This window comes from Opitutaceae bacterium TAV5, from assembly GCA_000242935.3.
Lineage (GTDB): Bacteria > Verrucomicrobiota > Verrucomicrobiia > Opitutales > Opitutaceae > Geminisphaera.
This window is the reverse complement of sequence record CP007054.1, coordinates 21,799-47,230: the sequence shown is the minus strand read 5'-3', so window position 1 is coordinate 47,230 and position 25,432 is coordinate 21,799. Positions and strand designations below refer to the sequence as shown.

The following is a 25,432-nucleotide window of genomic DNA, read 5'->3' as shown; positions in this document are numbered from 1 at the left end:
ACCCAAATATTCCCGGTACGCAGGTAATCGGCGAAGTTCGTTATGTAGAACCGTCCGTTGCATACTGGCCGTTTGTGGTTGCATCGCTGGAAAAATTGGAGAGTGCCAGTCCCCTTGCTACAATTCGTGAGGTTGCCATTGTAAGTGATGGAGACTTGAGCATTCGCCGCTTTGCTTCAGTTCGATTTCAATTTTCATACTTTACAGCAGGAAATAACAGCAAATGAAAATCCGTATAGCTATGTTTATATTATCAATCAAGGTGGCACTTGTCGGTTTCTGTTTCACCGCAATGGCCGAAATTGCGCCAGTCCCTCGTTCGAGAATTGTTAATTACAATACTGCGACCGATTCTGGTGGAAAACAGATACCCTCTGGCGAGGAACCCCCGTCTACGAATTCTGCTACATCTGGCACGAAAACATTAAGCGAGAGTAAACTGGAAGAAATAAAAAATAAAATTACCGCCGCGGTTGAAGAGGTTCTGATGTTATATGGAAATCCCCCGTTCGCTGAGATTATCACTAACGATCCCGGCAGGGCAAGCGAGATTAGGCGTCGCCTGGCGATCGTGAAAGATGCGGATGCAATTAAGGCGGAGATTACTGCTCTTACTGATAAAAAAGAAAATTTATTGGCTCAGATTGCTTTACGTGAAACTGAACTTAACAAGGCCCGGCTCGATTTGGGGAGGCTCAGGCAACTAATTGATCAAACTATTGATACCTTGAAGACGGCACAAACCTCAATGGAGGAGGGTACAAAGAGTGAGTGAAGTATCGTGCATGTCTTCATTGGAAATGAATGCCATTGCCTCTGTTCGTGCAATGTTCCTCTCACTTGATTTTCATGATCAGGCAATTTCTCTCGATAAACTTGCTGCTCTGGCTAGAGACCGTTCTATACCATTCACTCAGATTGATGAATCACAGCTAATCATTAAATTTGGAGACGTTGATGTTCTCGTTTGTAGAGATGGCGGCACAGCAGAGGATTGGGTAGTTAGACTTTATGAGGATGAATTAACCGATGGGCAACCCAACAAAACCCTGCAATATGAACGTAGCTATGTCTTTTCGCGAGTCCCTGGAGAACGAGATGCAACAGCGGGAGGCTGCAAGAATGGAGAAAATCCGCGTGATGCTGGCTCAACTGCTCGGGCAGTTCGTGGAAGAGACGAGCCTGTCGGCTTTGCATCGTCTGGCCCAGGCGATGGAGAAGCAGGAGGGCTTGCTGAGGACGGAACTAGAGAAGAACTCATCTCTCCAGAATCAGTTGCTTGCAATGGAGCGGACGATGAGCAGGCGCAAAAAAATCTTCACGGGGATTATATCGAGCATGATTCTTACCCTTCTGGCGGCAACTCTTCTTCTATGGAAGGCCGATCTTCTCTTTTTGAAGATCGGCCAAACGAATCCGTCAATGATCACGGAGAAGCAGGAAAACTCCCTCAGAGAGTTGGCCTCCCTGACAGAGAAGGCACAGCGGGTGAAAGAGGAGATTGCGACGATGGAGGGAAAATGGTCGGCGCTGGATCAAGCCCTTGCTTCGATTCGAAAGCACAATCTAGCGTTGCAGGAGGAAAACCGGTCCCTGCTGGTGGTGAACAAAGCCCTATCTGCAAGCAGGACGGATGCCCAGAACGAATTGAAGAACTTACAGCGGCTTCAACAAGCCTACCAGTTCCGGCTTCTGGAAACGGAGGGTCAGAATCGCCTAGTTGTGGTGGAAGTACCGCCGGAGGCGCAACCGTTTGTCAGCAACGGACGGACCTACATGGTTATAGCGCAACCGATGGACGAAAATTAGCCGGCGATTCGCTCTCCGATACGCTTCATGACCTTGTGGAGATTGACAGAAAAATTGGAATATTAAAAGGCGAGGCAGAGTTCATCGTCGCTTCCCTCAACAAAGCACGGTCTATAGTTGTTGAGGCAAGACATGAACTGAAAACCCTTGATGAGACGATCGTAAAGCGCCGTGCAGATCTTGGCGAAATGTGTAACATCGTAGAGGGACTTCGCAGCCTGCTTGACAAGGCACAGAGTCGGTTTCCGTGAATTTATGAGAGGAATCAAAATTGTTCTACTTTTTACAATACCCACCCTTCTGTTGGGCGAACCAGTGTCAATGTTGTTGCAAGAAGGAGGTGTCCTGTCTGGATATGCAACATTTCAGCACAATGAATGTAATTTCGGCACCGCCGATCTCCCGATTATTGTTATTGCTCAAACTCCGGACTCAACCATTCCTTCGTCCGAGGGAGCGGTATCACTTGAATATAACCTGAGCAGAACAAGTTTGATCGGCATTGACCTTGATGAGACTCCGAGTTTTTCAAACCCTGCTGGTGCTGATTTGGCTAAGACGACTTGGGCTGAACCACCATTGCCGCCCAATATCCTGATACCTGATGAAACGGGTAATTTGCTTATTAACAGGCCTCGGAACGGCAGCGAGGCTCAACAACAAAATCCACGGAATCCTTGGGGAATTCGGGTAACAACAAAAGCCTCTGTCACCGAATACGCACTCCGCCTTGAGGCAATTATCATTGGTCCGGAGCCAACAGTTTTGTTAAATGGATTTCCGTTGCAACGAGGTGAGAAACAAATCGGACAATTTACACTGGCGTTTATTCGTAGACACGAGGTTGTGATGGAGTTTGACGGAGTATATTTTTTGATCCCGGAAGGAAAGACGATCATCGTACAGGTCCCCAAAAATTGATGCCAACCTACATCGCAAATTATGTAAGCCGCCGGGGCAGAATCGCGAACGAACGCGTAGATGCCATTGATGTGTCAATGGTGGATGATCTTATTAAGCAACGTGGAGGGTTCGTTATCAAGATTAACGAGAAGAATGAAGGTAGATACAAAAATCATCGGCTTCGCGTTAAGCGCAAAGGACTCCTCATGGCACTGGAAGCTGTTGCTTTGCTCTTGGAGTCCGGTGCGAAAATCGATGTCGCCATGCGGTCTTCGGTGTCACGTGTCCCGCAAGGTAAGTTACGGTATATGATGGCATTTATAGCCCGCAGGATCGAGGATTCAGGACAGGTGGGAGATGCCTTCGGTCAGTTTTCTAGGGTATTCCCCGACTCTGTGCTGAATATGATCAAGGCCCATGAAAAGGCCGGCACTCTTGTCAAGGGACTGATCGAATCTTGTGAGTATTATCGAAAGATGGAAATAATTCGTGGAGATCTGGCTAAGGGACTCTTCGTTCCGATTATCGGGCTTCTTGCTGGTATAGGTTCTTTCGGAGTCTTATTTGGTTATACGCTTCCGAAATTCAAGAGTTTTATTACTGATATGATACCTTATGACTCGTTGCCTTTATTGTCACGTGTCTTTTTTAGCATTTCTGATTTCGTGACCTCCCATCCAGCATTCGTGATTCTGGCTGGAGTTCTCGTCCCGGTTTTTGCCTGGAGAGCCTGTATGGTTAGCATCGTGCAAATGCTGATTTTTAAGCTAGCTTCAAGGACTCCAGTACTCGGGCCAGCCTTGATGGCCTCTGCTCTCGCTCGCTTTTGCACTACCTACGCCACGCTTACTTCTGTCGGCTTTCAGTCTGTTGACACACTTGAGATGTCATCGAAAGTATGCGGAAATGCACTTGTGGGTTCTGCCGTTGATCGGGTGCGACAGCACTTGCTGGATAATCGTGTGGCTACGATCGGGGATGCTTTTCAAAAGGAAAAGACTTTTCCCAACGAATTTGTTACCGCTGTGAGCATGGGTGAGAATAATCTACTGTCGATATTTGGAAAGCTTGGTAATTTTTATTCGCGAGAGGCCACTAACAGAATTAATATTGCAATTAGCGCGCTTGAACCTGCCATGATGATATTGCTAGGCCTGTTTGCCGCTACCGCCGGTCTTTCCGTATTCCTGCCTATTGTTGGCCTAGTCACCACACTTTCTGGAGGTCACTAATTATGTTTAATTATTCTTCGTCTGGATACTCGCGCATGGATCGACGTGGGTTTACGCTTCTCGGAATCTTCATTGCTATTGTTGTACTCGGAATTCTGGCCGGTGCCGTAGCGCCGGCTGTGCAGAGCATGCTTGAATCCGCCGAGAATCGTGCCGAAAGGCAGATTCTCGCCGGACTGAAAGAAGACATTGAAAGAAGTTTTGAGGAGGTAGATACCCTGAGAAATGTTGGGGCTCTCTACGGTACTGGTATTGGTAGCAATTCCACGATTGCTCAACCCCCATTGGGTCTAAATGATTTTCTTGCTTCAGAAGCTGTCGTTACCTCTGCTGACTGGCAGCAGAAGATTTCTAGGATTCGTGGACAGGAGAGGCTTATCGGTTCAACATTAGATCCGACCGAACCCGGTGTCTGGTATAATTCACGGCGGTGGAAACGGTTTTTCCTCGTCGGGCCTGATAATGAATACTCCCAGAGGTATTTACTCGTGTCGATGCTCACTCCACTTTCACGTCAGTTGACTTTTCCTGCCGGCCCTACTGAACTTGATGTATTCAATTCACTTTGGGATAATAGTTGGGAAAGCGGAAGCACCGTTGCGCCAACCGCATGGAGTAGCCACCTTTCGACCAGTGCTTATCAGGAGTGGGATGAGACACCTGGCGGGCGCACAAATGCCTCGCGCCTTATTGTTCAACGGATTAATCAGTTGAAGTATGAATTGACGGTTGTAAACAGTCACCCATCCGATTCTGTGTGGGTGGATATCGGCCCCTATTCTGATGCGCTTCACTGTGCGGCCGGTTCTGGGGTATCCCGGAGTTCGACCCTTTCAGAGTTCGCTAAGGGAATTCCAAGTGGACGCCTGATCATTGTGAGAAGAGGTACCTCTTCTCCTGGTGTCGAGGTCCAGCGTTTCATGTTGGCTGCACCTGTTACGATTACCGTGCAATAGTTTCTCTTTTCGTTCGGGTTTATTTGCTATCGTAATGCAACATTAATGCTGGATGCAATTCTGGAAGCAGTAGAGCGAATTGGGCACGCATGACTACATCCATATGACTGGATGTTTCTGAGTTTGGTGGTCATCGTTTATCCCGATATTCGTGAGGATACAGTTTGCGCAGGTCGTTGCGGATGGAGTCGGAGTAGGTTGCAATGGCATTTTCGGAAGCTGTGTAGGCGGTGCCATCTGGATCGACTACGGAGACTGCTTTGATTAGGCCATCGTAGTGTTTTTCCATGAATGACTCGTTGGCTGTAAGTTGGGATGCGACTGGTTCGGGGAGAACCTCCCCGGCGATGGATTCGATGTGCAGGTAGGCGGTTGAGCGGTTCATGATTGGAAAGTCTTGGAACTGTTTGGAGAGTTGGGAGTGATGATCGGGCCGGTGGAGGCTGTTTGAAGGTGAATTGGTGATGCCAGAATGCTGTCAGGATGCCGGCGGTGGCGGAAGGCGTGGGGGAGGGAGGCGGTTATGGTTGTGCCTCGCCGGGGTGCCGGTGTTTTTGGCGAGGCGGAGGAAGTCCGCGGAGATGGTGACGGCCAGGCCGAGCAGTGCCAGATTGGCGAGGTACCACAGGGGGAAGATGCCGAGGAGCGCGTGCCGGTGTCCTGCGGTTGCGAATTCGGTCCAGCCGGGGATGGGGGAATCCGGGAATATTGTTCCTGCCGAGAGGTAGCTACAGATGAAGAGTACGGGGAGGACGGAGAGGAGAAACCAGCACAGGGTTCTTTTTTTCAGCACTAGGTAGGTTGCTGCGCTCAGAACGGCGATGAAGTAGGCGAGTTGCACAGCGAGCATGGCATGTACGAGTATGGATGGAGTGCTGTTTTGGTAAAGACCTTTTCCGGGCGGTGCAGGGGGCTGATTACAGCAGGCGAGTGGCTGTAGGCGCCACTACCTGAGCTAGGGGGAACCGGATTTTTTGCGGTGGTACTGGATGAGTTTGTTGCGGAGTGCGGCGAGAGCGGGGTCGGGGCGGCGTTTGTTGAAGGCGGCGAAGGCGGCGAAGTTTTTCCTCTTTGCCTTTGCCTTTGCCGTAGCCGGCGGCGGTGAGGCGGCGGGGGGAGTGCCGGCGTCGGCCTGGCGTGCGAGGCGTGCGGCTTTGTCTTTGGCGAGTTTTTTGTTGTGGCCCTTGAAGCGCCCGGGGGCGCGGGGTTTTTTCGTTGGAGAGGAGGGGGGGGCTGCGGAGCCGGCGCGGGCCGTCGGGGTGGCGGTGCCGGCCGGGGGGCTGGCGGGTGAGCCGGCCTCGATGGCGGCGGCGGGCGGTGCGGGAAGATCCGGTGCGGGTGGGGCTGCGGGGGAGCTGGCGCGGGAGGGGGGAACCGTCATCCGGGCGGGGGGGCTGGCGCGGCGGTTGCGGCCGCCGGAGCGGCCGGAGCCGGCGGCGGCGGGCGGAGGGCCGGGCTCGATGCCGGCGGGGGGGGATTCGGGAGGGGGCTCGATTGCGTGCGATCTGGGGGGTGTGTTTTTGCGGGAACGTCCGGATGGCCGCGCGGAGGGCGCGGAGGGTGCGTGGCGTTGGCGTGGCGGGGTGTCTGGCGGGGTTGCAGCCTTCTCCCCTGCCCCGGGTTTGGTCCTTTTCGCGGGAGCGGCGGGAGCCGGCGGGTTAGGCGGAGGGGTTTCGCCGGCCGGTGCCGGCGGTACGGGATCGAGGAGGGGGTCGGATTCGGGACCGGGAGCGGGTGTGGCGCGGTGGAGCCGGAGGAGACGGGAGGTGGTGCGGACGGAGACGCCGGCAATTTTGGCGAGCTTGCGCTGGTTGAGTTTCGGGAACTGTGTTTTCGCCTCGAGTATTTTTTCGAGGAGGAACTGGTCGAGGGAGAGGACAGGAGGGGGGATGTCCTCGCGCTGGAAGTTGATGGCGGCGATCGTGCGGTCGTTCTGGACGACGCGGGCCTTCTGGAGGCCGTCCATGACGTTTTTGGCAAAGTTGTCGATGTCGCCCCGCACCCATGGGGGGATGCCGTTGTGTGGGGCCCAGGCAAGGAAGGTGCGCTGGGGATCGATGTGGGAGCAGACACGGGAGGGGGGCTGCGGGGGGGGCAGGTCGAGGGCCTTGCAGGCCAGGCCGATCCTGTTCTGGAATTTCTGGCTCTGGTAGTCGGTGACGAGGCGGGGAGGGCCCTTGCCGGTGGGGCTGGGCAGGGCGGTGGGCCGTCCCATGACGACGGGAGGGATGTCCAGGAGCAGGCAGGTCCAGTGGAGGGTGAACCAGGAATGGGCGAGGAAGAGGGGTCGGCCGGTGGCGGAGCGGACGACGACGGTTTGCAGGCCGCTGGAGATGTCGGGGAGGGGCTGGTTGGGAGGGCCTTCGGCATCGAGGAGTGAGGCCAGGAGGCGGTCGAACAGTTCGGAGGTCGTGGAGGACGGGGAAATCCCGAGCTTCCGGAATTCGCGGATGTATTCGATGAGGGAGGACATGGCGGTCTATCGCTTGCGGCCGTGTGCGGCCGTGGTGGATGTGTCTGGTGCAGGTGGAAGCGGAGCGCCGGTGCCGGCGGGCCCGGCCCGCCGGGAGGCCTCGGGGATTTGTGGATGCACGTCCGGGAGGGGGATATGGCCGTCGTGGTTAGCGCCGGGAACCTCGCTCCAGTCGGGTTCGGGATCTTCGTCCTGGTCCCATTGTGTCATGTCGCGGGCGATCTGCCGGGCTTCCTCCTCGCGCATGCGATCGTCGTCGGAGAGACCGCCGGCGGTGCCGGCATCGAGGCCGGCGCGCGCGGCCGCGGTGGACGTGGAGGATGCCGGCGTCGCGCCGGCAGCGGGAGACCGGCGGCGGTGCAGCTCGGAGAGTGCGGCCGCATGGCATTCGCGGAGGTTGGCGAACCATGCGCCGGCACGGACGCGCTCCAGCTCGGCGTCGGGGATACGTGCGAGGTGTTCCGGGGAGACATCGAGGATCGAGGCACAGAGATCCGCAGGGAGATCCGAGGATTTCCAGGTGATGATGTCGTCGGAGTGAAGGGACATCGGAGTCAGGTGGTTGCGTTGATGATGTCGTCGGAGAGGGCGAGGAGCCGGGCACGGAGGCCCGGGCTGGCATGCAGCTTGCCGGAGGCCTCGAAGTATTCTAGGATTGGATACGAAGTGGCATCCGGCAGGTTTTCCGGTGATCAGACGCGGGCTTGGGTGAGGCGGACCGGTGCGGAGGCCTTTTGGGTCTGTGTGGTTGTCCGGGGAGCCGGAAGGGGCGCAGAGTTGCCTTTGGATTTGATGACTTCGTACTCTTCGCGGGCTTGTTTGTTGGCGGTGGTAATATCCGGGGCCTTGCCCTGGACCACGAGCATATTGGCATAGGACGAGATGACGGTGTTGTGGAGTTTCATGCCGGTAAATTTCGTGGTCTTGGCAAGGTTGGTGCGCATGACTTCGTACCAGTTTTCGACCGGGGTGAAAGCCGGTTCCGGCGGTGCCTCCACCACCGGAGCCGGACTGAGGGTCCGGAATTTCTGGGAGACAGGGAAAGCGGCCTTGAGCAGCGTCCCGACAGCGGCGGGGTGCAACCAGACGGGATCTCCGGTTTCGGAGAATAATCCGAGGGGAACGAGCCGGCCGGCGACCGCCCCGTAGGCTCCCGGTGCGAAAGTCGGCAGGGCGGCGAGATGGGTCGGCTGCCCTGCCGAGCGTTTGAATGCCTCTCCTGCCTCGAAAAGAATCCGGGCTTCGGTTGCGCTTGCGGGCGTCCCCTGACGCCCAAACTGGAGGTGCACCATGTTCGAGGTGCGCCCGTAAGTAGCGGCGAGTGAGAGGACGGTTTCATTGACGGCCTCCGCAAAGTCGGCCTCGATGGCGCTGCCTTCGGTGAGTTGGTTCACAACCGTGAGATCCTGGCCGTATTCGAGTGGCGGAGAATCCTTGATGGGGTAGTGGGGGGTGAACCCCGACATGCTCTTTTTCAGACGCTCGCGTATCCGTCCTGTCAATACGATGGCGCGCGGGCTGAGGTCGATTTTTCTGGCGAGTTCCGAAGTAGTCATAGGTTGATAAAACGGACACTAGCTAGCTAGCTAGTACAGTGAATGCAACCATAAAAGCAAACAATAACCCATCTTTGGGTATGTTGCTCCCTACTGGCGAGTACAGCAAGCCATTCACGCCCGGAAACCTGCCTCTGGGGGCGAATATCGGGCCGTGGCGTCTCTCCCTCCCGGTTGGGCGGTGTGCAACCGGCCGGATGGTAGGCCGGCGGTGCAGCGGGTCGGGCACGCCAGCCGTAGGGCAGCACCCGCCCGCGCCTCTCCCCGCTCTCCGGTCGCGGTTTCCCTCCTAAGACTTAGGCTAAGACTTAGACTAAGATTTAGGCTAAGAGTTAAGCCTTAAGACCTAGTCTAGCGCGCACACTTAAGCACTAAGTAAAACTAAGTGCTAGTGTGCGCGCTTAAGACTTAAGGTCTAGGCTACTCTAAGCCTTAATCTAAGTCTTAGTCTAAGCCTTAGTCTAAGGAGGGAAACCGCGACCGGAGAGCGGGGAGAGGCGCGGGCGGGTGCTGCCCTACGGCTGGCGTGCCCGACCCGCTGCACCGCCGGCCTACCATCCGGCCGGTTGCACACCGCCCAACCGGGAGGGAGAGACGCCACGGCCCGATATTCGCCCCCAGAGGCAGGTTTCCGGGCGTGAATGGCTTGCTGTACTCGCCAGTAGGGAGCAACATACCCAAAGATGGGTTATTGTTTGCTTTTATGGTTGCATTCACTGTACTAGCTAGCTAGCTAGTGTCCGTTTTATCAACCTATGACTACTTCGGAACTCGCCAGAAAAATCGACCTCAGCCCGCGCGCCATCGTATTGACAGGACGGATACGCGAGCGTCTGAAAAAGAGCATGTCGGGGTTCACCCCCCACTACCCCATCAAGGATTCTCCGCCACTCGAATACGGCCAGGATCTCACGGTTGTGAACCAACTCACCGAAGGCAGCGCCATCGAGGCCGACTTTGCGGAGGCCGTCAATGAAACCGTCCTCTCACTCGCCGCTACTTACGGGCGCACCTCGAACATGGTGCACCTCCAGTTTGGGCGTCAGGGGACGCCCGCAAGCGCAACCGAAGCCCGGATTCTTTTCGAGGCAGGAGAGGCATTCAAACGCTCGGCAGGGCAGCCGACCCATCTCGCCGCCCTGCCGACTTTCGCACCGGGAGCCTACGGGGCGGTCGCCGGCCGGCTCGTTCCCCTCGGATTATTCTCCGAAACCGGAGATCCCGTCTGGTTGCACCCCGCCGCTGTCGGGACGCTGCTCAAGGCCGCTTTCCCTGTCTCCCAGAAATTCCGGACCCTCAGTCCGGCTCCGGTGGTGGAGGCACCGCCGGAACCGGCTTTCACCCCGGTCGAAAACTGGTACGAAGTCATGCGCACCAACCTTGCCAAGACCACGAAATTTACCGGCATGAAACTCCACAACACCGTCATCTCGTCCTATGCCAATATGCTCGTGGTCCAGGGCAAGGCCCCGGATATTACCACCGCCAACAAACAAGCCCGCGAAGAGTACGAAGTCATCAAATCCAAAGGCAACTCTGCGCCCCTTCCGGCTCCCCGGACAACCACACAGACCCAAAAGGCCTCCGCACCGGTCCGCCTCACCCAAGCCCGCGTCTGATCACCGGAAAACCTGCCGGATGCCACTTCGTATCCAATCCTAGAATACTTCGAGGCCTCCGGCAAGCTGCATGCCAGCCCGGGCCTCCGTGCCCGGCTCCTCGCCCTCTCCGACGACATCATCAACGCAACCACCTGACTCCGATGTCCCTTCACTCCGACGACATCATCACCTGGAAATCCTCGGATCTCCCTGCGGATCTCTGTGCCTCGATCCTCGATGTCTCCCCGGAACACCTCGCACGTATCCCCGACGCCGAGCTGGAGCGCGTCCGTGCCGGCGCATGGTTCGCCAACCTCCGCGAATGCCATGCGGCCGCACTCTCCGAGCTGCACCGCCGCCGGTCTCCCGCTGCCGGCGCGACGCCGGCATCCTCCACGTCCACCGCGGCCGCGCGCGCCGGCCTCGATGCCGGCACCGCCGGCGGTCTCTCCGACGACGATCGCATGCGCGAGGAGGAAGCCCGGCAGATCGCCCGCGACATGACACAATGGGACCAGGACGAAGATCCCGAACCCGACTGGAGCGAGGTTCCCGGCGCTAACCACGACGGCCATATCCCCCTCCCGGACGTGCATCCACAAATCCCCGAGGCCTCCCGGCGGGCCGGGCCCGCCGGCACCGGCGCTCCGCTTCCACCTGCACCAGACACATCCACCACGGCCGCACACGGCCGCAAGCGATAGACCGCCATGTCCTCCCTCATCGAATACATCCGCGAATTCCGGAAGCTCGGGATTTCCCCGTCCTCCACGACCTCCGAACTGTTCGACCGCCTCCTGGCCTCACTCCTCGATGCCGAAGGCCCTCCCAACCAGCCCCTCCCCGACATCTCCAGCGGCCTGCAAACCGTCGTCGTCCGCTCCGCCACCGGCCGACCCCTCTTCCTCGCCCATTCCTGGTTCACCCTCCACTGGACCTGCCTGCTCCTGGACATCCCTCCCGTCGTCATGGGACGGCCCACCGCCCTGCCCAGCCCCACCGGCAAGGGCCCTCCCCGCCTCGTCACCGACTACCAGAGCCAGAAATTCCAGAACAGGATCGGCCTGGCCTGCAAGGCCCTCGACCTGCCCCCCCCGCAGCCCCCCTCCCGTGTCTGCTCCCACATCGATCCCCAGCGCACCTTCCTTGCCTGGGCCCCACACAACGGCATCCCCCCATGGGTGCGGGGCGACATCGACAACTTTGCCAAAAACGTCATGGACGGCCTCCAGAAGGCCCGCGTCGTCCAGAACGACCGCACGATCGCCGCCATCAACTTCCAGCGCGAGGACATCCCCCCTCCTGTCCTCTCCCTCGACCAGTTCCTCCTCGAAAAAATACTCGAGGCGAAAACACAGTTCCCGAAACTCAACCAGCGCAAGCTCGCCAAAATTGCCGGCGTCTCCGTCCGCACCACCTCCCGTCTCCTCCGGCTCCACCGCGCCACACCCGCTCCCGGTCCCGAATCCGACCCCCTCCTCGATCCCGTACCGCCGGCACCGGCCGGCGAAACCCCTCCGCCTAACCCGCCGGCTCCCGCCGCTCCCGCGAAAAGGACCAAACCCGGGGCAGGGGAGAAGGCTGCAACCCCGCCAGACACCCCGCCACGCCAACGCCACGCACCCTCCGCGCCCTCCGCGCGGCCATCCGGACGTTCCCGCAAAAACACACCCCCCAGATCGCACGCAATCGAGCCCCCTCCCGAATCCCCCCCCGCCGGCATCGAGCCCGGCCCTCCGCCCGCCGCCGCCGGCTCCGGCCGCTCCGGCGGCCGCAACCGCCGCGCCAGCCCCCCCGCCCGGATGACGGTTCCCCCCTCCCGCGCCAGCTCCCCCGCAGCCCCACCCGCACCGGATCTTCCCGCACCGCCCGCCGCCGCCATCGAGGCCGGCTCACCCGCCAGCCCCCCGGCCGGCACCGCCACCCCGACGGCCCGCGCCGGCTCCGCAGCCCCCCCCTCCTCTCCAACGAAAAAACCCCGCGCCCCCGGGCGCTTCAAGGGCCACAACAAAAAACTCGCCAAAGACAAAGCCGCACGCCTCGCACGCCAGGCCGACGCCGGCACTCCCCCCGCCGCCTCGCCGCCGCCGGCTACGGCAAAGGCAAAGGCAAAGAGGAAAAACTTCGCCGCCTTCGCCGCCTTCAACAAACGCCGCCCCGACCCCGCTCTCGCCGCACTCCGCAACAAACTCATCCAGTACCACCGCAAAAAATCCGGTTCCCCCTAGCTCAGGTAGTGGCGCCTACAGCCACTCGCCTGCTGTAATCAGCCCCCTGCACCGCCCGGAAAAGGTCTTTACCAAAACAGCACTCCATCCATACTCGTACATGCCATGCTCGCTGTGCAACTCGCCTACTTCATCGCCGTTCTGAGCGCAGCAACCTACCTAGTGCTGAAAAAAAGAACCCTGTGCTGGTTTCTCCTCTCCGTCCTCCCCGTACTCTTCATCTGTAGCTACCTCTCGGCAGGAACAATATTCCCGGATTCCCCCATCCCCGGCTGGACCGAATTCGCAACCGCAGGACACCGGCACGCGCTCCTCGGCATCTTCCCCCTGTGGTACCTCGCCAATCTGGCACTGCTCGGCCTGGCCGTCACCATCTCCGCGGACTTCCTCCGCCTCGCCAAAAAACACCGGCACCCCGGCGAGGCACAACCATAACCGCCTCCCTCCCCCACGCCTTCCGCCACCGCCGGCATCCTGACAGCATTCTGGCATCACCAATTCACCTTCAAACAGCCTCCACCGGCCCGATCATCACTCCCAACTCTCCAAACAGTTCCAAGACTTTCCAATCATGAACCGCTCAACCGCCTACCTGCACATCGAATCCATCGCCGGGGAGGTTCTCCCCGAACCAGTCGCATCCCAACTTACAGCCAACGAGTCATTCATGGAAAAACACTACGATGGCCTAATCAAAGCAGTCTCCGTAGTCGATCCAGATGGCACCGCCTACACAGCTTCCGAAAATGCCATTGCAACCTACTCCGACTCCATCCGCAACGACCTCCAGACACGCTTCCCGAAGGTCTTCCGGCATCAGGTTTGACCGGCACATCACAGATACCCCCCTCCAAATCCGCCCACCGTGGCCCAATCACTCATTGTCAACAGTTTTTCCCGCATTTCGCGCTCAAGGAAATGGCATTTATACACGCTCGCCACAACTTTTCCGGCCTATTAGATATTCAGATTGACTGGAAGTCAAAAAAAGTACTGGTTCGTGGTGAACAACACGAATATTCCGATGAGCACGAAAACTGGTTTTCTTATTCTTGCAATGGCAGGGGCAGCTCACCTTCTCCTCCCTTCCCAAGGAATCGCAGATGACTGCGATCCGTGTACCGCTAATCCTTCGTTACCGGAATGTGATCCCTGTAATGAAAACCCGGAAGCCCCCGGTTGCGGAAATCCCAACAATCCCCCCAACGGCGGGGATTCCATGCTCCTGGAAACCTTTGATTCAATGAACGAGGACTCCATCACCGATTAAATTTAAGACCAACCATGAAACAAATGGTTTGATAAAATATGAATCTTTACAAGACTTTTATTTTTATCATTCCGTTATTAACCCATGCCGGGCTACAAGCTCAGTCGGATTTCTCTTTTAACGGAAATCTATATCGTTTGGGATCAGCGGACAGATACGGTTATGCTAGATGGTATTACGACATAGATACAATAAACTTGGATCATGTTAAGGTACCCCTGCGAATCATTTTTTCTAGTGACCCACGACTTAATGAAGGAAGCTTGGGACAAGGCTGGTTTCTCCCAATACTTGAGTCACGCTTAATAGAAGAATCCCAGCGACTCCTACGCTGGCACAGGCCGGACGGTACTATATGGAAACTGGCCAGAAGACCAAGACCTGATGGTATAATCTATTTCGAAACATCCGATGGTAGATGGAAAGGGACTAAAGAGTCGGGCAATCGGACAATATCACTTTCGGATAATAAATCTGGAGCCAAATTAATTTACGAAAATGGCCTTCTGCGTTCCATGGCCTTTTCGGGTAACATGAGCAGATATTCAATATCATATAACTCGTTAGGGCTTCCATTACGGCTTACGGATATAAACAAAGGAATCAACCTCATCGAAATCAAGTATCAACAAAGAAAGGCTGCGGCAATGACTGTAGGCAGCAACCAATATCTTGTAGAATTCGGAAGCTCCACTTTAAATAATTTCTCCACCCCACCATACTTGATGAGGATTATAAATGCGTCATCATCTCAACCGCAAATTAATATTTCATATAGGCAGCAAGATCAAAACAATAACAGGGCAGATTTTCAGGTTATCGGATTACCAGAATCTTCAAATTTTGTTCAATGGGATTCGAAAAGTGGTTTTTTGGTGAAAGATAAAGATAGCGAATATAAAATTGATAATTCAAGCCTGATGTTATTTGAAACACCAGTTAATTCTGACAAGAAATCCGTGAACATAAGCCAGATTCCTAAGTTTAATTGGGACGCAGAAGATGCCTCAATTACACGGATTCGAAACGATGGTAAGCGGGAATATAGTAGTTATGACAGGAACAAGGGAGTGGAAACAAAAATACTCCCCAATGGGATTCAGCGGAAAACATTCCATATACTAGCTCAAGGCCCATCTTACGGGAAAATCCGTAAAATTGAGACGACAGATCAAGATGGCCAAATAAGTGTTTCCCGTAGAGCGTACGATGAATTTGGTCGAATGATTAGGTATATCAATCCCGCAGGTTCTATTAAGGTCTGGGATTATGAAAGAAGAACGGGCGAATTGGCTGGTTTGGTACGTGTATTCCAAGACGGGAAGCTAATCGAAAGCAATGAATACATTAGTGGGCAGCTTAGAACGAAAAAGGTATTCACCCTTGCCGGTATTGATGAATATAAATATAATCCGATCAATAATGGCCAATATATTGAATTCTATCGCGATGGGAAAAAGAAGTGGACCCAATTTTTAGATAGTGAGCAGAAAATAACCAAATTCATAAATCACGAAACTTCCTATACTCTTGAGCCATAGAACAACGCATATCCAACAATTCTCACTAAACACTTCCAGAGCCGGAGAAGACTGAACCGCGATTTCCCTCCGGTGCTACATCCAATCCACTACTCACAATGTTCAATCGAATTCATACAGTTCTATGTTTATTTCATATATTCACATCCTTGGGATTTGCTGCAAATACCCTGAAATGGGAAAAAGACGAAATCGAAATCGAACACCTGTATGGAAATGATAGAACAGTTTTCTCCCTAACTTTTCATAATGACACTGGACATGATGTCGAAATCGGTCCAATTACGGCAAGTTGTGGTTGTACAGTATTAACACTAGAAAACAAGAAATTTGGGCCCGGGGAGTCAGGGGACATTAAAGCATCTTATTCGAGTAATGAGGAAAAGGCGGTCGTAAATATTGAGGTTAAAGGACAAATTCTGAAGGATGGTTCTACCACAACAATCACTGACCGCTTGAAGGTTCATGTCAAAACCAAACAGCCGCTAACAATTAAGCCAGCAGTTGTTCTATGGCAAGCGAAGAAAGCCCTGACCACTAAGGTTATTAGAGTAACTGTAAATGAACCATCTGTTTCAATCATTCAGCCAACCTTCGAGAGCTCCTTCTTTAGTTTCACCACCAAGGAAATTTCACCAAACGCTCTTTATGAAATTGAGGTGACACCTCTCACCACAGATACTCTCAAATATGAGAATTTCCCAGTACTAATAACCTCAGCAGAAGGCAAAGAGTTAAAATTTTTTTTACACTGTATTATCCGGTAGGAACAGAAAATCTGCCCATATGAGGGGTATTGTTTGCTACATGTGATCCACCCAAAACAAACACCCAAACTCAATTGTCAGCATCCATTGAGATTTGACCCACGCGATGGGTGTAATCGGAAGTGATGGAGAGGGGATGGATAAACCTGGATAAAGGGGAGAGAGGATGGCAGGAGAGAGGGATGGAAAGCAAGACGGGGAAGACGCTGGAGGAGAGGTTGAGGGAGTATCCGGAAGTCTACGGACAGATGGAGCGGATAGTAGAGGAGCTGGAGCAAGCCGGAGAAGGAGCAGGCAGGCTCGACGAGGTGGAGGAGCGGGTGGCGCAGATGGTGCGCCAGCTCGGGCAGGAGACGATGGGAGGGTGTGCGCGGCGGATGGCGGCCGGTGCGCCGGAGCCGGGAGGCCGGAAGGTGCACCGGCACAGGAAAAAAAAGTCCGGTGGCTGACAGGATTCGGGTGGATCGAGATCTGCGAGCAGGTGTGGTGGTGCGACGGGCGGATAGAGCGGCCGTTTTGCCGGCAGGCCGGGGTGAGGCCGCGTGGCAGTTCGAGGAGGGTGCAGCGAGCGCTCACCGATTTTGGAGCCGACGATGCGTTTGCGCAGGCAGCGGAGAAGTTCCGGGAGCATTACGGGGTGGAGGTGAGCGTGCACCGGGTGCGCAGCACCACGCTGGAGCACGCCCGGCGGATGGCCGAACAGACGCCGGCGCCTTCGCGCGCCCTGCCGTGCCGGGGAGTGGAGGTGCTGGTGGCCGAGGCCGACGGGTGCATGGTGCCGACTGTGTCGACGGCCGGCGCGCCGGCCGGGGCGGACCGGCGCCGGTATCGCCGGACCGACTGGCGGGAACTGCGTCTGGTGGCCGCCCGGGGCAAGGACTCGGCCCGGGCCTGCTATGCGGCCACGATGAACGGGGTCGAGTCGGCCGGGGACCTGTGGGAAAACACCGCGCGGGCGGCCGGTCGCGGACTCAACAGCCGGGTGCATGGTGTCGGCGACGGCGCGGTATGGATCGCCGACCAGTGCCTGCGACGCTTCGGACCGGATGCAAGCTACCTGCTGGACCTGTTTCACGTCTGCGACTACCTGGCTGCCGTCTGGCCCGGTCAGCGGGAAACGGTGCAGACCCACCGCGATCACCTCAAAAACGGAAATGCCGGCAAGGTGCTTGACGCCCTCCGGCATCGTCAGGAGCCGCCCGGCTTCCCTGATGAACTCGCCCCGGCTCGCTGCGCCTTGCGCTACCTCCAAAACCGCCTCGACCAGCTCGATTATCCCGCCGCCCTGCGCGCCGGCCTCCCGCTCGGCTCCGGCATGATCGAAAGCGGCAACCGTCACATCCTCCACCGACGCATCAAACTGGCCGGCGCATGGTGGCTGAAACGACGATAATCGAGCGATGCCGGAAGAGGGAAAGCAGCGTGGATGAAGCGTTGGTGGAAATGTATCTTGTCGGCGTATCGCGGTGCGTAGGGTTAATGGTGCGCGAGTTCCCAATCGAAGTGGCAAAATTTTCAGGAAGATCGATAAAGAGAATGTTAAAAATATCCAAATGAGGACAGGATAGTATCCAAGACGCCGTTATTTAGCTGAGGATAAGGGAATTTCTCGGATGAATTCTTTTGAACCGTCTGAAAAAGTAAATTCGGTGACATCAGAAGACGCCAAGAGGGCAATGATCTGACCAATTGTCATCCCATTAACATCGGTGTTACCGATTCTCACTAACGTTAAACCGGAGTGAATACCGGCTTTAGCTGCCGAAGAATTTCTGATTACTGAATAAACATAAAATATGCCATCTCGTTCTTGAACACGAAAACCTCGTAACAAACGACTCCCATCAATGTTCGCCGGGATATCTTCAACTATCAAATCCCACGCATAGCCCCCGTTATAAAATAGGCGGGGAATGCTCCTTCCCAATGAACTGAAATCAGATTGAGCAACTTCTATTGCATATGGTTGAATTACCCTCACATCATCTTCAGAAACAAATCGGTTTGTGGTTCGTAGCTTGTAGGGTCCCTTATTTGTATTTAAGGTGATTGCCCTATTCGTTATAATCCCATCACTGCCAATATCGTAATCGTACCCCTTCCAGTGGCCTGGTTGGCCAGAAATGATTTTTTTAAGAAGTTCCTGCTGAGTGATCATTGCCGGAAGTGCTGCAACATTACCTTCCATCGCAATCTTTTGAATATGCCGATTGAATTCTCCCAAGTCGTTCGATAGTTCACCGAAAACCGACATCGTATTTAGAATTGCGTTTACATCTCTTTCAATCGTCTTTTGATTTGTTCCAGAAACCTTTGTCCACACCTTGGACTTTAACGTTCGAACTATGCCGTTCCCTTCAGAATTGTAACTAAAGATCATGTCATCAATTTGATAGGTGATAATCATGTTCTTAAGATCGATAATAGAAAAACGCTTAATTTCATCATTAACAGATAGCTCTTGGTAAATGAATGGAGTCGCTAATCCCTTGGGGAGATTGTATATGCTTTGGAAAAGGGCATGTTCAACCGGTGGCGAATGGACATCTTCTCCGGAAGGTGCAGAATTACACAACAGCAATGGCGCTGAAAATGTGAGCCAAAGGAAAACGCCAACCTTGATATGCGTAATCATATGATACAAATCGGGGCTTAATTAGTGCGCAATCTTCTCATCAACAATAATGGGGATTAAGTTAAACAAGGACAGGCTCGCTCATATCCCAAGTAGGAGTACATGGAATTTCGGAAATAATAACCTCCCACCAAGCCTGAGTAGGATCAGAAGCGTTGCCGCATTGAGTCTTTGGCCATGAATCACAGGCTGGACAGGGGACATCTGGCTTTGGATGGCAATACCTTATCCATGCTGTGTATGAAATAGTAAAATTTGTACGAAGTTCGATCTGTTTGATAGAAACGTTGGGATTTCCGTTGCTGTCAGTAGGAGGATCACAGGGTTCAACTCTCAGAAAAGTATCTTCAACTTGGTAGTCACTATACCAATAATCGATATGATGCGCTAGGTCCTCTGTATCAGAGCAAGATGGACAAGATTGTGACTCGCAATTGAACGTTAATCCTCCACCTGTTGATTGTGAATAAACAATGGTATTCAATTCCAAAAAACAAACCACCAATAGAATCGATACCATGCTGAATGCATTGCTAGTTGTTTGTGTTCTCATAATTACTTTATATCTATTATGTTTTGAATAAGAAAAGACCGCCAAGGGTCACTGCTGATGTCAATATACCTATCTAGTCCCTGAATTGCCTTCAATTCTAACGAATGTTGTTGAATTGCTCTTCTGATTAAAAATTGTCGGGTATTTGCAAATGCGTTAGCCGTATTTTCAGCAATCTTGGTTTCATATTGGGCTCGTAATACAGGATTTGAAATGCTCTTTGGGTCCATACCCGGAAATCCTGTGACACCCGTTGGTATCGGGACGTTGAGCAACACCTCCTTTTCCACATAGTTTGGTATATAATCTTTTCTGATTTTCTCAAGAAATAGGCCAATCAATGGGAATACCGCTTTAGAATATTCCGACTCTTTCTGTGATGTTACAATACTATCAATTAACTTTGACGTCAGTTTAGATTGTCTAGTCAATATTTGGGCGGACAATTCAGGATGATCAACGTCATTCACAGCAAAAAACAATCGTAGCTTCTCCCGAACACCTGAAATGTCTTTATAAGACAAATCTGATTTTTGAATGATAGTATCCAATGAATCAGTTAATTGCGTATACTCAATTTGAACACTATCAGGAGTCAATTGCTTATCGTTTTTGAGACTTGAGGAATCCGATGCCTTGAGGCATTGAACCCAGATCAAAATGAACGAGAAGATAATACTAATGCGGGTTTTGCCTAGATTGCTCATGGTGTTCGGGTATGTGAATTACCTAGTTTTGCCACTGTCGAGGCTCCTGTCGAATTTGCAATTGAGCAGACTTGGACAAAGTTAGAAATATTTGTTTTTTCAGTAGTCTCACCCAATACCCTCCATCGAACAGGAATATTCCATGTATATTTTCCATACGCCCAAGGTGACGGATATCCATAAAACCCGGCAGCATCGCCAAGAGTATTGGAAGATGTTATTTTTGCCCAATCCTGCGCAGTATGATAAAGGGATGCTGTATAGGGGATAAAGTATCCCTCGATATTTGTAGCTGGGCCAGAAACCTCCCTAAACTGGACGTTCGCAAAAGATACGTCTATTGGTTGGAACGTTAAGAGCAATCTCATTCCAACTCCTTGTTCCCCAGGACCGAGAACTGGCAAATTAGGGACAGAAGTCGTTGATGTGATCGCGGCAGTTACCGAAGCAGGCTCATGAATCGTAAAGCTTTTGCTTAATGTTACCCCGTGGATACTGCATTGGACGTTTGCCGAACCTGCGCTAACAGGGGCAGTAAAAGTGGTACTTGAACCTGATGATGGGGACACCGATCCATTACTACTCCCTCCGCTTACAGACCATGATCCCGAAGTGCCACTTGGAAGAATGTTCACCGTCACCTTCTCTCCGACACCTAATTTCGAACGGGTTCTATCAGAGGGTGTTGATTCATACGTCTGTGAAGATAGCTTCACGGCCAAAACTTTTACTAAAACACTGCTTTGTGTATTATCCTTTGGTGCTGTTACACCGCCAGTATGCCCTTCGGGGCAGGATTTATATTTTTGCGAAGCCTTTGTTACTCTGAACGAATACTCTCCAGGAGTCTCAGAAGAGGATACCACCCATTTTAAGGTGTCCGGATTCTGGCTATCCACTGAACCTTTGGTATTTGAAAATGTGTAAGTTACATTACCATCTGGTTCTGGCGGGGCACTTGTGTTTTGTGCTTCGCATTTGCATTCTTCCGATGAAGTTGGACAAGGTGTACTTCCTCCAGCAACAAAAATAACCGTAGATGATTGGCCGCCCTCTGGCGGTATATTTACAACATAATAATCATCTGTTGTTGATGATGCTGACGCGCCCGAGACATCAATGGTCAGTTGGCCCGGAGTTTCACTGCACGAACCATAGGCATTATCACCTATACCCGCGGTCGCCAAACATGCCATTATAAAATACGCCAGCGACTTACTATTTATTACATTTTTATTTGTCATTTTGTTGATGTTCCGTTACATTTTCAGATACCAATTTCCCAAACTTATCAAGTTCACGAGTAAATGTACGATTAGGCACAGAAGATCCCTCATCATACACAAGAATTCTCTCCCACAAGCCATACACATCATACTGTCTCTCTGACTGAAGAACTCCGTTAATTATGATTCTGGACTCCCTTCCCCTGTCATCGTATTCCACTATATAGTTTCCTTGATTTTGTTCACGGCGCTTTAGGGTGCCTCCCTCTCTATACTCTTCTCTCCACTTAATCACTCCATCCTCAAAATTCTCAACAATAGTACCCTTTTCGCCCCTCTTGAATATGCGTTCGATTACTTTTCCATTTCGAAATGTTTTCTGTGCAATCAGCATTTTATTATTATATGTCAAGATTTCAGCCAAGTTTCCATTTACAAATTTTGAAACTGCCCCGTCAGCCTGATTATAATCCCACACCGCAATATTTCCTGCCGCATCGATCTCTCTAACTTTTCTCCCGGTTTCATCGTATGCACTACGCACCAATGCAACTAGCTTTCCGTTCTCGAACTTCTCGACTTTCCTAACTTTCTTCATCATCGGGCCTGGCGTGAGCAGGTACGTAGTCACAGTCTTTATTCCGTCTTGTGTTATTTGAGTTAGAGTACCCTTATTCTGATCATAATAGTGGTATTCCTTCCTCCCATTTGGACCCACGCGAGTAATCTCAGCATTGGTTGGTTTCCAATTGTAATTTGTCAATAAAGGGCCGACATTCTTCTTATCTGTCCCCTCCTCTTTTCTTGATACATTTTTATTGGATGTTTCCAAGGAGGTGCCATTAACAGATAGACTGTCATTTTTTATAACGTATGATGCATTATTATCCCGAAGAATGAATCCATTGGTTGCATTCCACTCAAGATAATCTTTTACGGAAGGATCAAGACCCTTGCCAAATTCAATTCGATTAACGTTCTTCTCCGTGTGCCTATATGAAATTGATATGTTTTCATTTATATTACCATAATCAATCCACTGCAACAAAGGATTCGTCCCAAAATTCTGCAATTCCTGTCGCGCCAAATCCAATGAGATTGATTTCCTGTCTATAATTATCTTGTCCGCGACGCTCCCTCCACCATATTGTATCTCCAATAACACTTTTGATATTGAAACTCTGGTTAATCGTAATGGCCTTCGTGCTGAATTATACGAAATTGAATAGCTTCCCCCACGAGGGAAATTCAATTTTTCCAAGCACCCCTCATTATAGATGAGTTCAATACCTGTTTCAGTATCCTTCAGGGTATATCTTCGCGTCCCTTTCTGGCGAATTGCCATCCAGCGCGAATTTGTAGTTTCATATGTGACTGTATCCGCGGATGAATTGCCTTCCCTACCAACACGTTTAATTCCGAATTGCCAAATACGACGATCAGGCCTATGCCAGCGTAGTTCATTCTGTCCCTGCTCAACCAACCGGGATTCCATCAATGGCATGGACCATCCGTTTCCTAATAACCCTTCAGGTAATCGAGGATCAGTAGAAAAATACACCCGGACCGGAATATTGAAGTCTTCAATCTGTACAGTTCCGATCTCTGTATCCCAGACTCCGTAACCGTATTTATCGCTTGATCCTAATTCGTGTGGTTGAACACGAAACGTAAAATCAGCTTGGCCATACATCTGCTTTTGATTTCCAAAAGCAACGACCATCAAAATGACCAGGATGGTATGTTTCATTGGCCATTTCATCTGCATCGACTTTGAAGTTTAGTCGACCATTAAGGCTTCAGGTATCGTGTCGCCTGGATTACTGGGATCGTTCGGGTCACATTGGCCCGGTGTCTGTTGTTCGCAGGTTTGACAATCGTTGGCAGTAACCGTAAGGGATGCTAAAAAGAATCCCAGAGCAATAAGAAAAAGATAACGAAGCTGAATTATATTTCTCATAAGGAACTCCTTCCTTGGCAGGATTTCTTCTTTTCGCAAGCATATTCACGGATATACGTTGGGAATTGCCCTCTCTGAATCCGATACTGCGTGAAGTTGTGTGAAAATGAAGCGAGGTAGTTTTGTTCGTAGCAGTAAAAAACCTTGAACTCTTCTGTATCCACTATTTCGGCACATGAGTGATCACTCAGAGAATCGCTGGGGATATCGGATGCCCGTCCCATATCTTCTTCTTCCTGCGCATCCCCTATCCTGTTCCTTACTTGTTTCCCCTAATAGTCCGTATCCATTAACAAGATACGGCCCTAGCAGATTCGGCGAGCGCGACAGCCGTAGAACAGAATAGCAACGGCGGCGATGGCCTGGACACCAAGCATGGATAGTGCAAACCCTGACCCAGGAAGCCAGCGGTCATTATTGAGTCTGAATGCGTCGTAAAAACGAGTGTGGTTCATAGCGTTGAGGTAACCGGCCCATGCCCAAAAGGCGTTGATAAAAGGACGGCAAACCCAGAGTAGATAAGAGGGTAATGCCAAGACGACGCCTGAAAGCGGGAGTTGCAGGCCGACAAGAAACACCGAGACAAACGAGGCTTTTTCTGCTGAGTGTGACATGGCCGAAATCGCCAGGCTTACCAGTGTCATGGAAATACATGACGCAGCGAGAATCACGAGCTGGACGGACCAATCCCCCGGGAACCGACACACACCCTTCACGAATGCCGCCATCCACAAACCTTGGGCCGCGGCTAGTAGCGAAAAAAAGATTACCTTTGACCAAGCATAAGCTGCCGGGCGCAGGCCGTTCATACGCTCCTTTTCAAAAACCCGACGCTCCGATGCGATTTCGCGAGCGCCGTTGTTGGCTCCTGTCAAGCCGAGAAGGATTACCTGAAACAGGATCAGGCCGACGACGAGATTGGCCGCCTGTGCAGCCTCCCGCTGGTAACGAAGGTTTTCCTGCAAACCCTCAATAAAACTGCCAAGTGAGTCCAAGATGAGTCCGTTGATCTGCGGCAAGCCTCCGAGCGAAAAAATCGCCACCAGCACGGGAAACCCAAAGGTGATGCCGGCGAGCAGGCCGAGCGCACCCCGATCCCGGCAAAACAACCGCCAGCGCCGGGAGAGTAAAGTCAAGATCTGCGAAATCAGTCCTGGACGACTAGATACCCTTTGCCACGCTGCGGAGTCCACGTCCGGGCGATGAAGTGTGTGAGCTTGTACCGATGCCCCCCCCGTTTCGCCACGCCATTTTTCCCGCCAGTATTCTACCGGTTGGGCATTCAGCCTGTCATAAAGATGCAGGGGGTCCGTTATCTCGAAGTGTTGCAAGAATCCATTGAAGTCTCCCTGAAAAACAACCTCCCCCTGAAAGAGAGTCGTGATCCGGTCAAAGAGCGGCAGTTTCGAAAGATTATGGATGATGCAGAGGAAGGTTTTGCCATCGTGGTCGGCAAGGGTTCGCAGTACAGACAGGATATGATCCTCCGATTTCGGGTCGAGACCGGACGTGACTTCGTCACACACAAGCCATGAAGGATTATTGACAAGCTCAAGAGCGAGACCGAGACGGCGAAGCTGACCGCCTGACAGATCTCCGGCGAGCGTGTCCCGCACCGACATGAGTCCCGTGGTTTCCAAGATTGCCTCGCGCCGCTCCTTTTTCAGGCGGCCATTGGTGACAAAAAGATCGAGTGTACCTGCGAGGGTTTCCGCTACGGTAAGGCGTGGATTGGCGATGCTGAACTGTGGGGCGAAACCAATACGACCAACAAGATCATCGTTGGTGTTTACCGGATGGTCTTCAAAGCTCACCAGTCCATCCGTACTTGGGAAAATGCCTAACAACGCCTTGACCAGCGTGGTCTTCCCGCAACCGGATGGGCCGATAATGGCATGCAGCCCGTCAGGTGCAAAATCGGCGTTGATGTTCCGCAACAGAATGCGGGAAGTATTGCCGGGGGCAGTGACGGTGAGGCTGCGTGCGGAGAGCATAACAAAGAGTGGCTGGAAACG

The 25,432-nt window shown here is 52.8% G+C and carries 19 protein-coding genes; 13 read left to right on the top strand and 6 right to left on the bottom strand.

Annotated features, from left to right (window positions below; translation table 11 throughout):
• The first annotated feature begins 487 nt into the window (after window positions 1-487).
• From OPIT5_00210 to OPIT5_00200, 3 genes are all read left to right on the top strand, one after another.
• On the top strand, window positions 488-775 hold the full coding sequence (locus tag OPIT5_00210; GenBank protein ID AHF94991.1) for a hypothetical protein: 288 nt from the start codon (window positions 488-490) through the stop codon (window positions 773-775).
• Window positions 776-1,056: 281 nt separating this feature from the next.
• A complete protein-coding gene (locus OPIT5_00205) occupies window positions 1,057-1,809 on the top strand; it encodes a hypothetical protein (GenBank protein AHF94990.1) in 753 nt (250 codons plus the stop codon).
• Between the two features lie 920 nt (window positions 1,810-2,729).
• On the top strand, window positions 2,730-3,944 hold the full coding sequence (locus tag OPIT5_00200) for a hypothetical protein (protein AHF94989.1): 1,215 nt from the start codon (window positions 2,730-2,732) through the stop codon (window positions 3,942-3,944).
• Between the two features lie 1,086 nt (window positions 3,945-5,030).
• Here the strand turns inward: OPIT5_00200 and OPIT5_00195 are convergent.
• From OPIT5_00195 to OPIT5_00175, 5 genes are all read right to left on the bottom strand, one after another.
• Window positions 5,031-5,285 (bottom strand): hypothetical protein, encoded by a 255-nt coding sequence (locus OPIT5_00195; GenBank protein AHF94988.1) that lies wholly within the window; start codon window positions 5,283-5,285, stop codon window positions 5,031-5,033.
• Between the two features lie 93 nt (window positions 5,286-5,378).
• A complete protein-coding gene (locus OPIT5_00190) occupies window positions 5,379-5,750 on the bottom strand; it encodes a hypothetical protein (protein AHF94987.1) in 372 nt (123 codons plus the stop codon).
• Window positions 5,751-5,855: 105 nt separating this feature from the next.
• Entirely contained in the window at window positions 5,856-7,373 is a 1,518-nt protein-coding gene (locus OPIT5_00185) for a hypothetical protein (GenBank protein ID AHF94986.1), read from the bottom strand.
• A 6-nt stretch (window positions 7,374-7,379) separates the two neighbouring features.
• The gene (locus OPIT5_00180; GenBank protein ID AHF94985.1) at window positions 7,380-7,922 is read right to left on the bottom strand and encodes a hypothetical protein; all 543 of its coding nucleotides are present in this window, start codon (window positions 7,920-7,922) and stop codon (window positions 7,380-7,382) included.
• 143 nt (window positions 7,923-8,065) lie between these two features.
• Window positions 8,066-8,929, bottom strand: a complete 864-nt coding sequence (locus OPIT5_00175; GenBank protein ID AHF94984.1) for a hypothetical protein — start codon at window positions 8,927-8,929, stop codon at window positions 8,066-8,068.
• Between the two features lie 755 nt (window positions 8,930-9,684).
• Between OPIT5_00175 and OPIT5_00170 the strand changes: the two genes are divergently transcribed.
• The 10 genes from OPIT5_00170 (at window position 9,685) to OPIT5_00125 (ending at window position 21,264) form a co-directional block, all read left to right on the top strand.
• Window positions 9,685-10,548 carry a hypothetical protein gene (locus tag OPIT5_00170; protein ID AHF94983.1) on the top strand — a complete coding sequence of 288 codons (864 nt, stop codon included), beginning with the start codon at window positions 9,685-9,687 and terminating at the stop codon, window positions 10,546-10,548.
• A gap of 143 nt (window positions 10,549-10,691) precedes the next feature.
• Window positions 10,692-11,234 carry a hypothetical protein gene (locus tag OPIT5_00165; protein AHF94982.1) on the top strand — a complete coding sequence of 181 codons (543 nt, stop codon included), beginning with the start codon at window positions 10,692-10,694 and terminating at the stop codon, window positions 11,232-11,234.
• A 6-nt stretch (window positions 11,235-11,240) separates the two neighbouring features.
• The gene (locus tag OPIT5_00160) at window positions 11,241-12,758 is read left to right on the top strand and encodes a hypothetical protein (protein ID AHF94981.1); all 1,518 of its coding nucleotides are present in this window, start codon (window positions 11,241-11,243) and stop codon (window positions 12,756-12,758) included.
• Between the two features lie 105 nt (window positions 12,759-12,863).
• Window positions 12,864-13,193 (top strand): hypothetical protein, encoded by a 330-nt coding sequence (locus OPIT5_00155; protein AHF94980.1) that lies wholly within the window; start codon window positions 12,864-12,866, stop codon window positions 13,191-13,193.
• Between the two features lie 136 nt (window positions 13,194-13,329).
• Entirely contained in the window at window positions 13,330-13,584 is a 255-nt protein-coding gene (locus OPIT5_00150; protein ID AHF94979.1) for a hypothetical protein, read from the top strand.
• Between the two features lie 1,667 nt (window positions 13,585-15,251).
• On the top strand, window positions 15,252-15,569 hold the full coding sequence (locus OPIT5_00145; protein AHF94978.1) for a hypothetical protein: 318 nt from the start codon (window positions 15,252-15,254) through the stop codon (window positions 15,567-15,569).
• An 892-nt stretch (window positions 15,570-16,461) separates the two neighbouring features.
• The gene (locus OPIT5_00140; protein AHF94977.1) at window positions 16,462-16,785 is read left to right on the top strand and encodes a hypothetical protein; all 324 of its coding nucleotides are present in this window, start codon (window positions 16,462-16,464) and stop codon (window positions 16,783-16,785) included.
• Window positions 16,786-16,895: 110 nt separating this feature from the next.
• On the top strand, window positions 16,896-17,729 hold the full coding sequence (locus tag OPIT5_00135; GenBank protein ID AHF94976.1) for a hypothetical protein: 834 nt from the start codon (window positions 16,896-16,898) through the stop codon (window positions 17,727-17,729).
• Between the two features lie 2,644 nt (window positions 17,730-20,373).
• Window positions 20,374-20,502 (top strand): hypothetical protein, encoded by a 129-nt coding sequence (locus OPIT5_00130; GenBank protein AHF94975.1) that lies wholly within the window; start codon window positions 20,374-20,376, stop codon window positions 20,500-20,502.
• A 648-nt stretch (window positions 20,503-21,150) separates the two neighbouring features.
• Complete coding sequence (locus OPIT5_00125) at window positions 21,151-21,264, top strand: hypothetical protein (GenBank protein ID AHF94974.1); 114 nt, start codon at window positions 21,151-21,153, stop codon at window positions 21,262-21,264.
• Window positions 21,265-23,722: 2,458 nt separating this feature from the next.
• On the opposite strand, the gene OPIT5_00120 is transcribed toward OPIT5_00125, so the two are convergent.
• Window positions 23,723-25,411: an ABC transporter gene (locus OPIT5_00120; GenBank protein AHF94973.1), complete on the bottom strand. Its 1,689-nt coding sequence runs from the start codon at window positions 25,409-25,411 to the stop codon at window positions 23,723-23,725.
• Window positions 25,412-25,432: the final 21 nt, after the last annotated feature.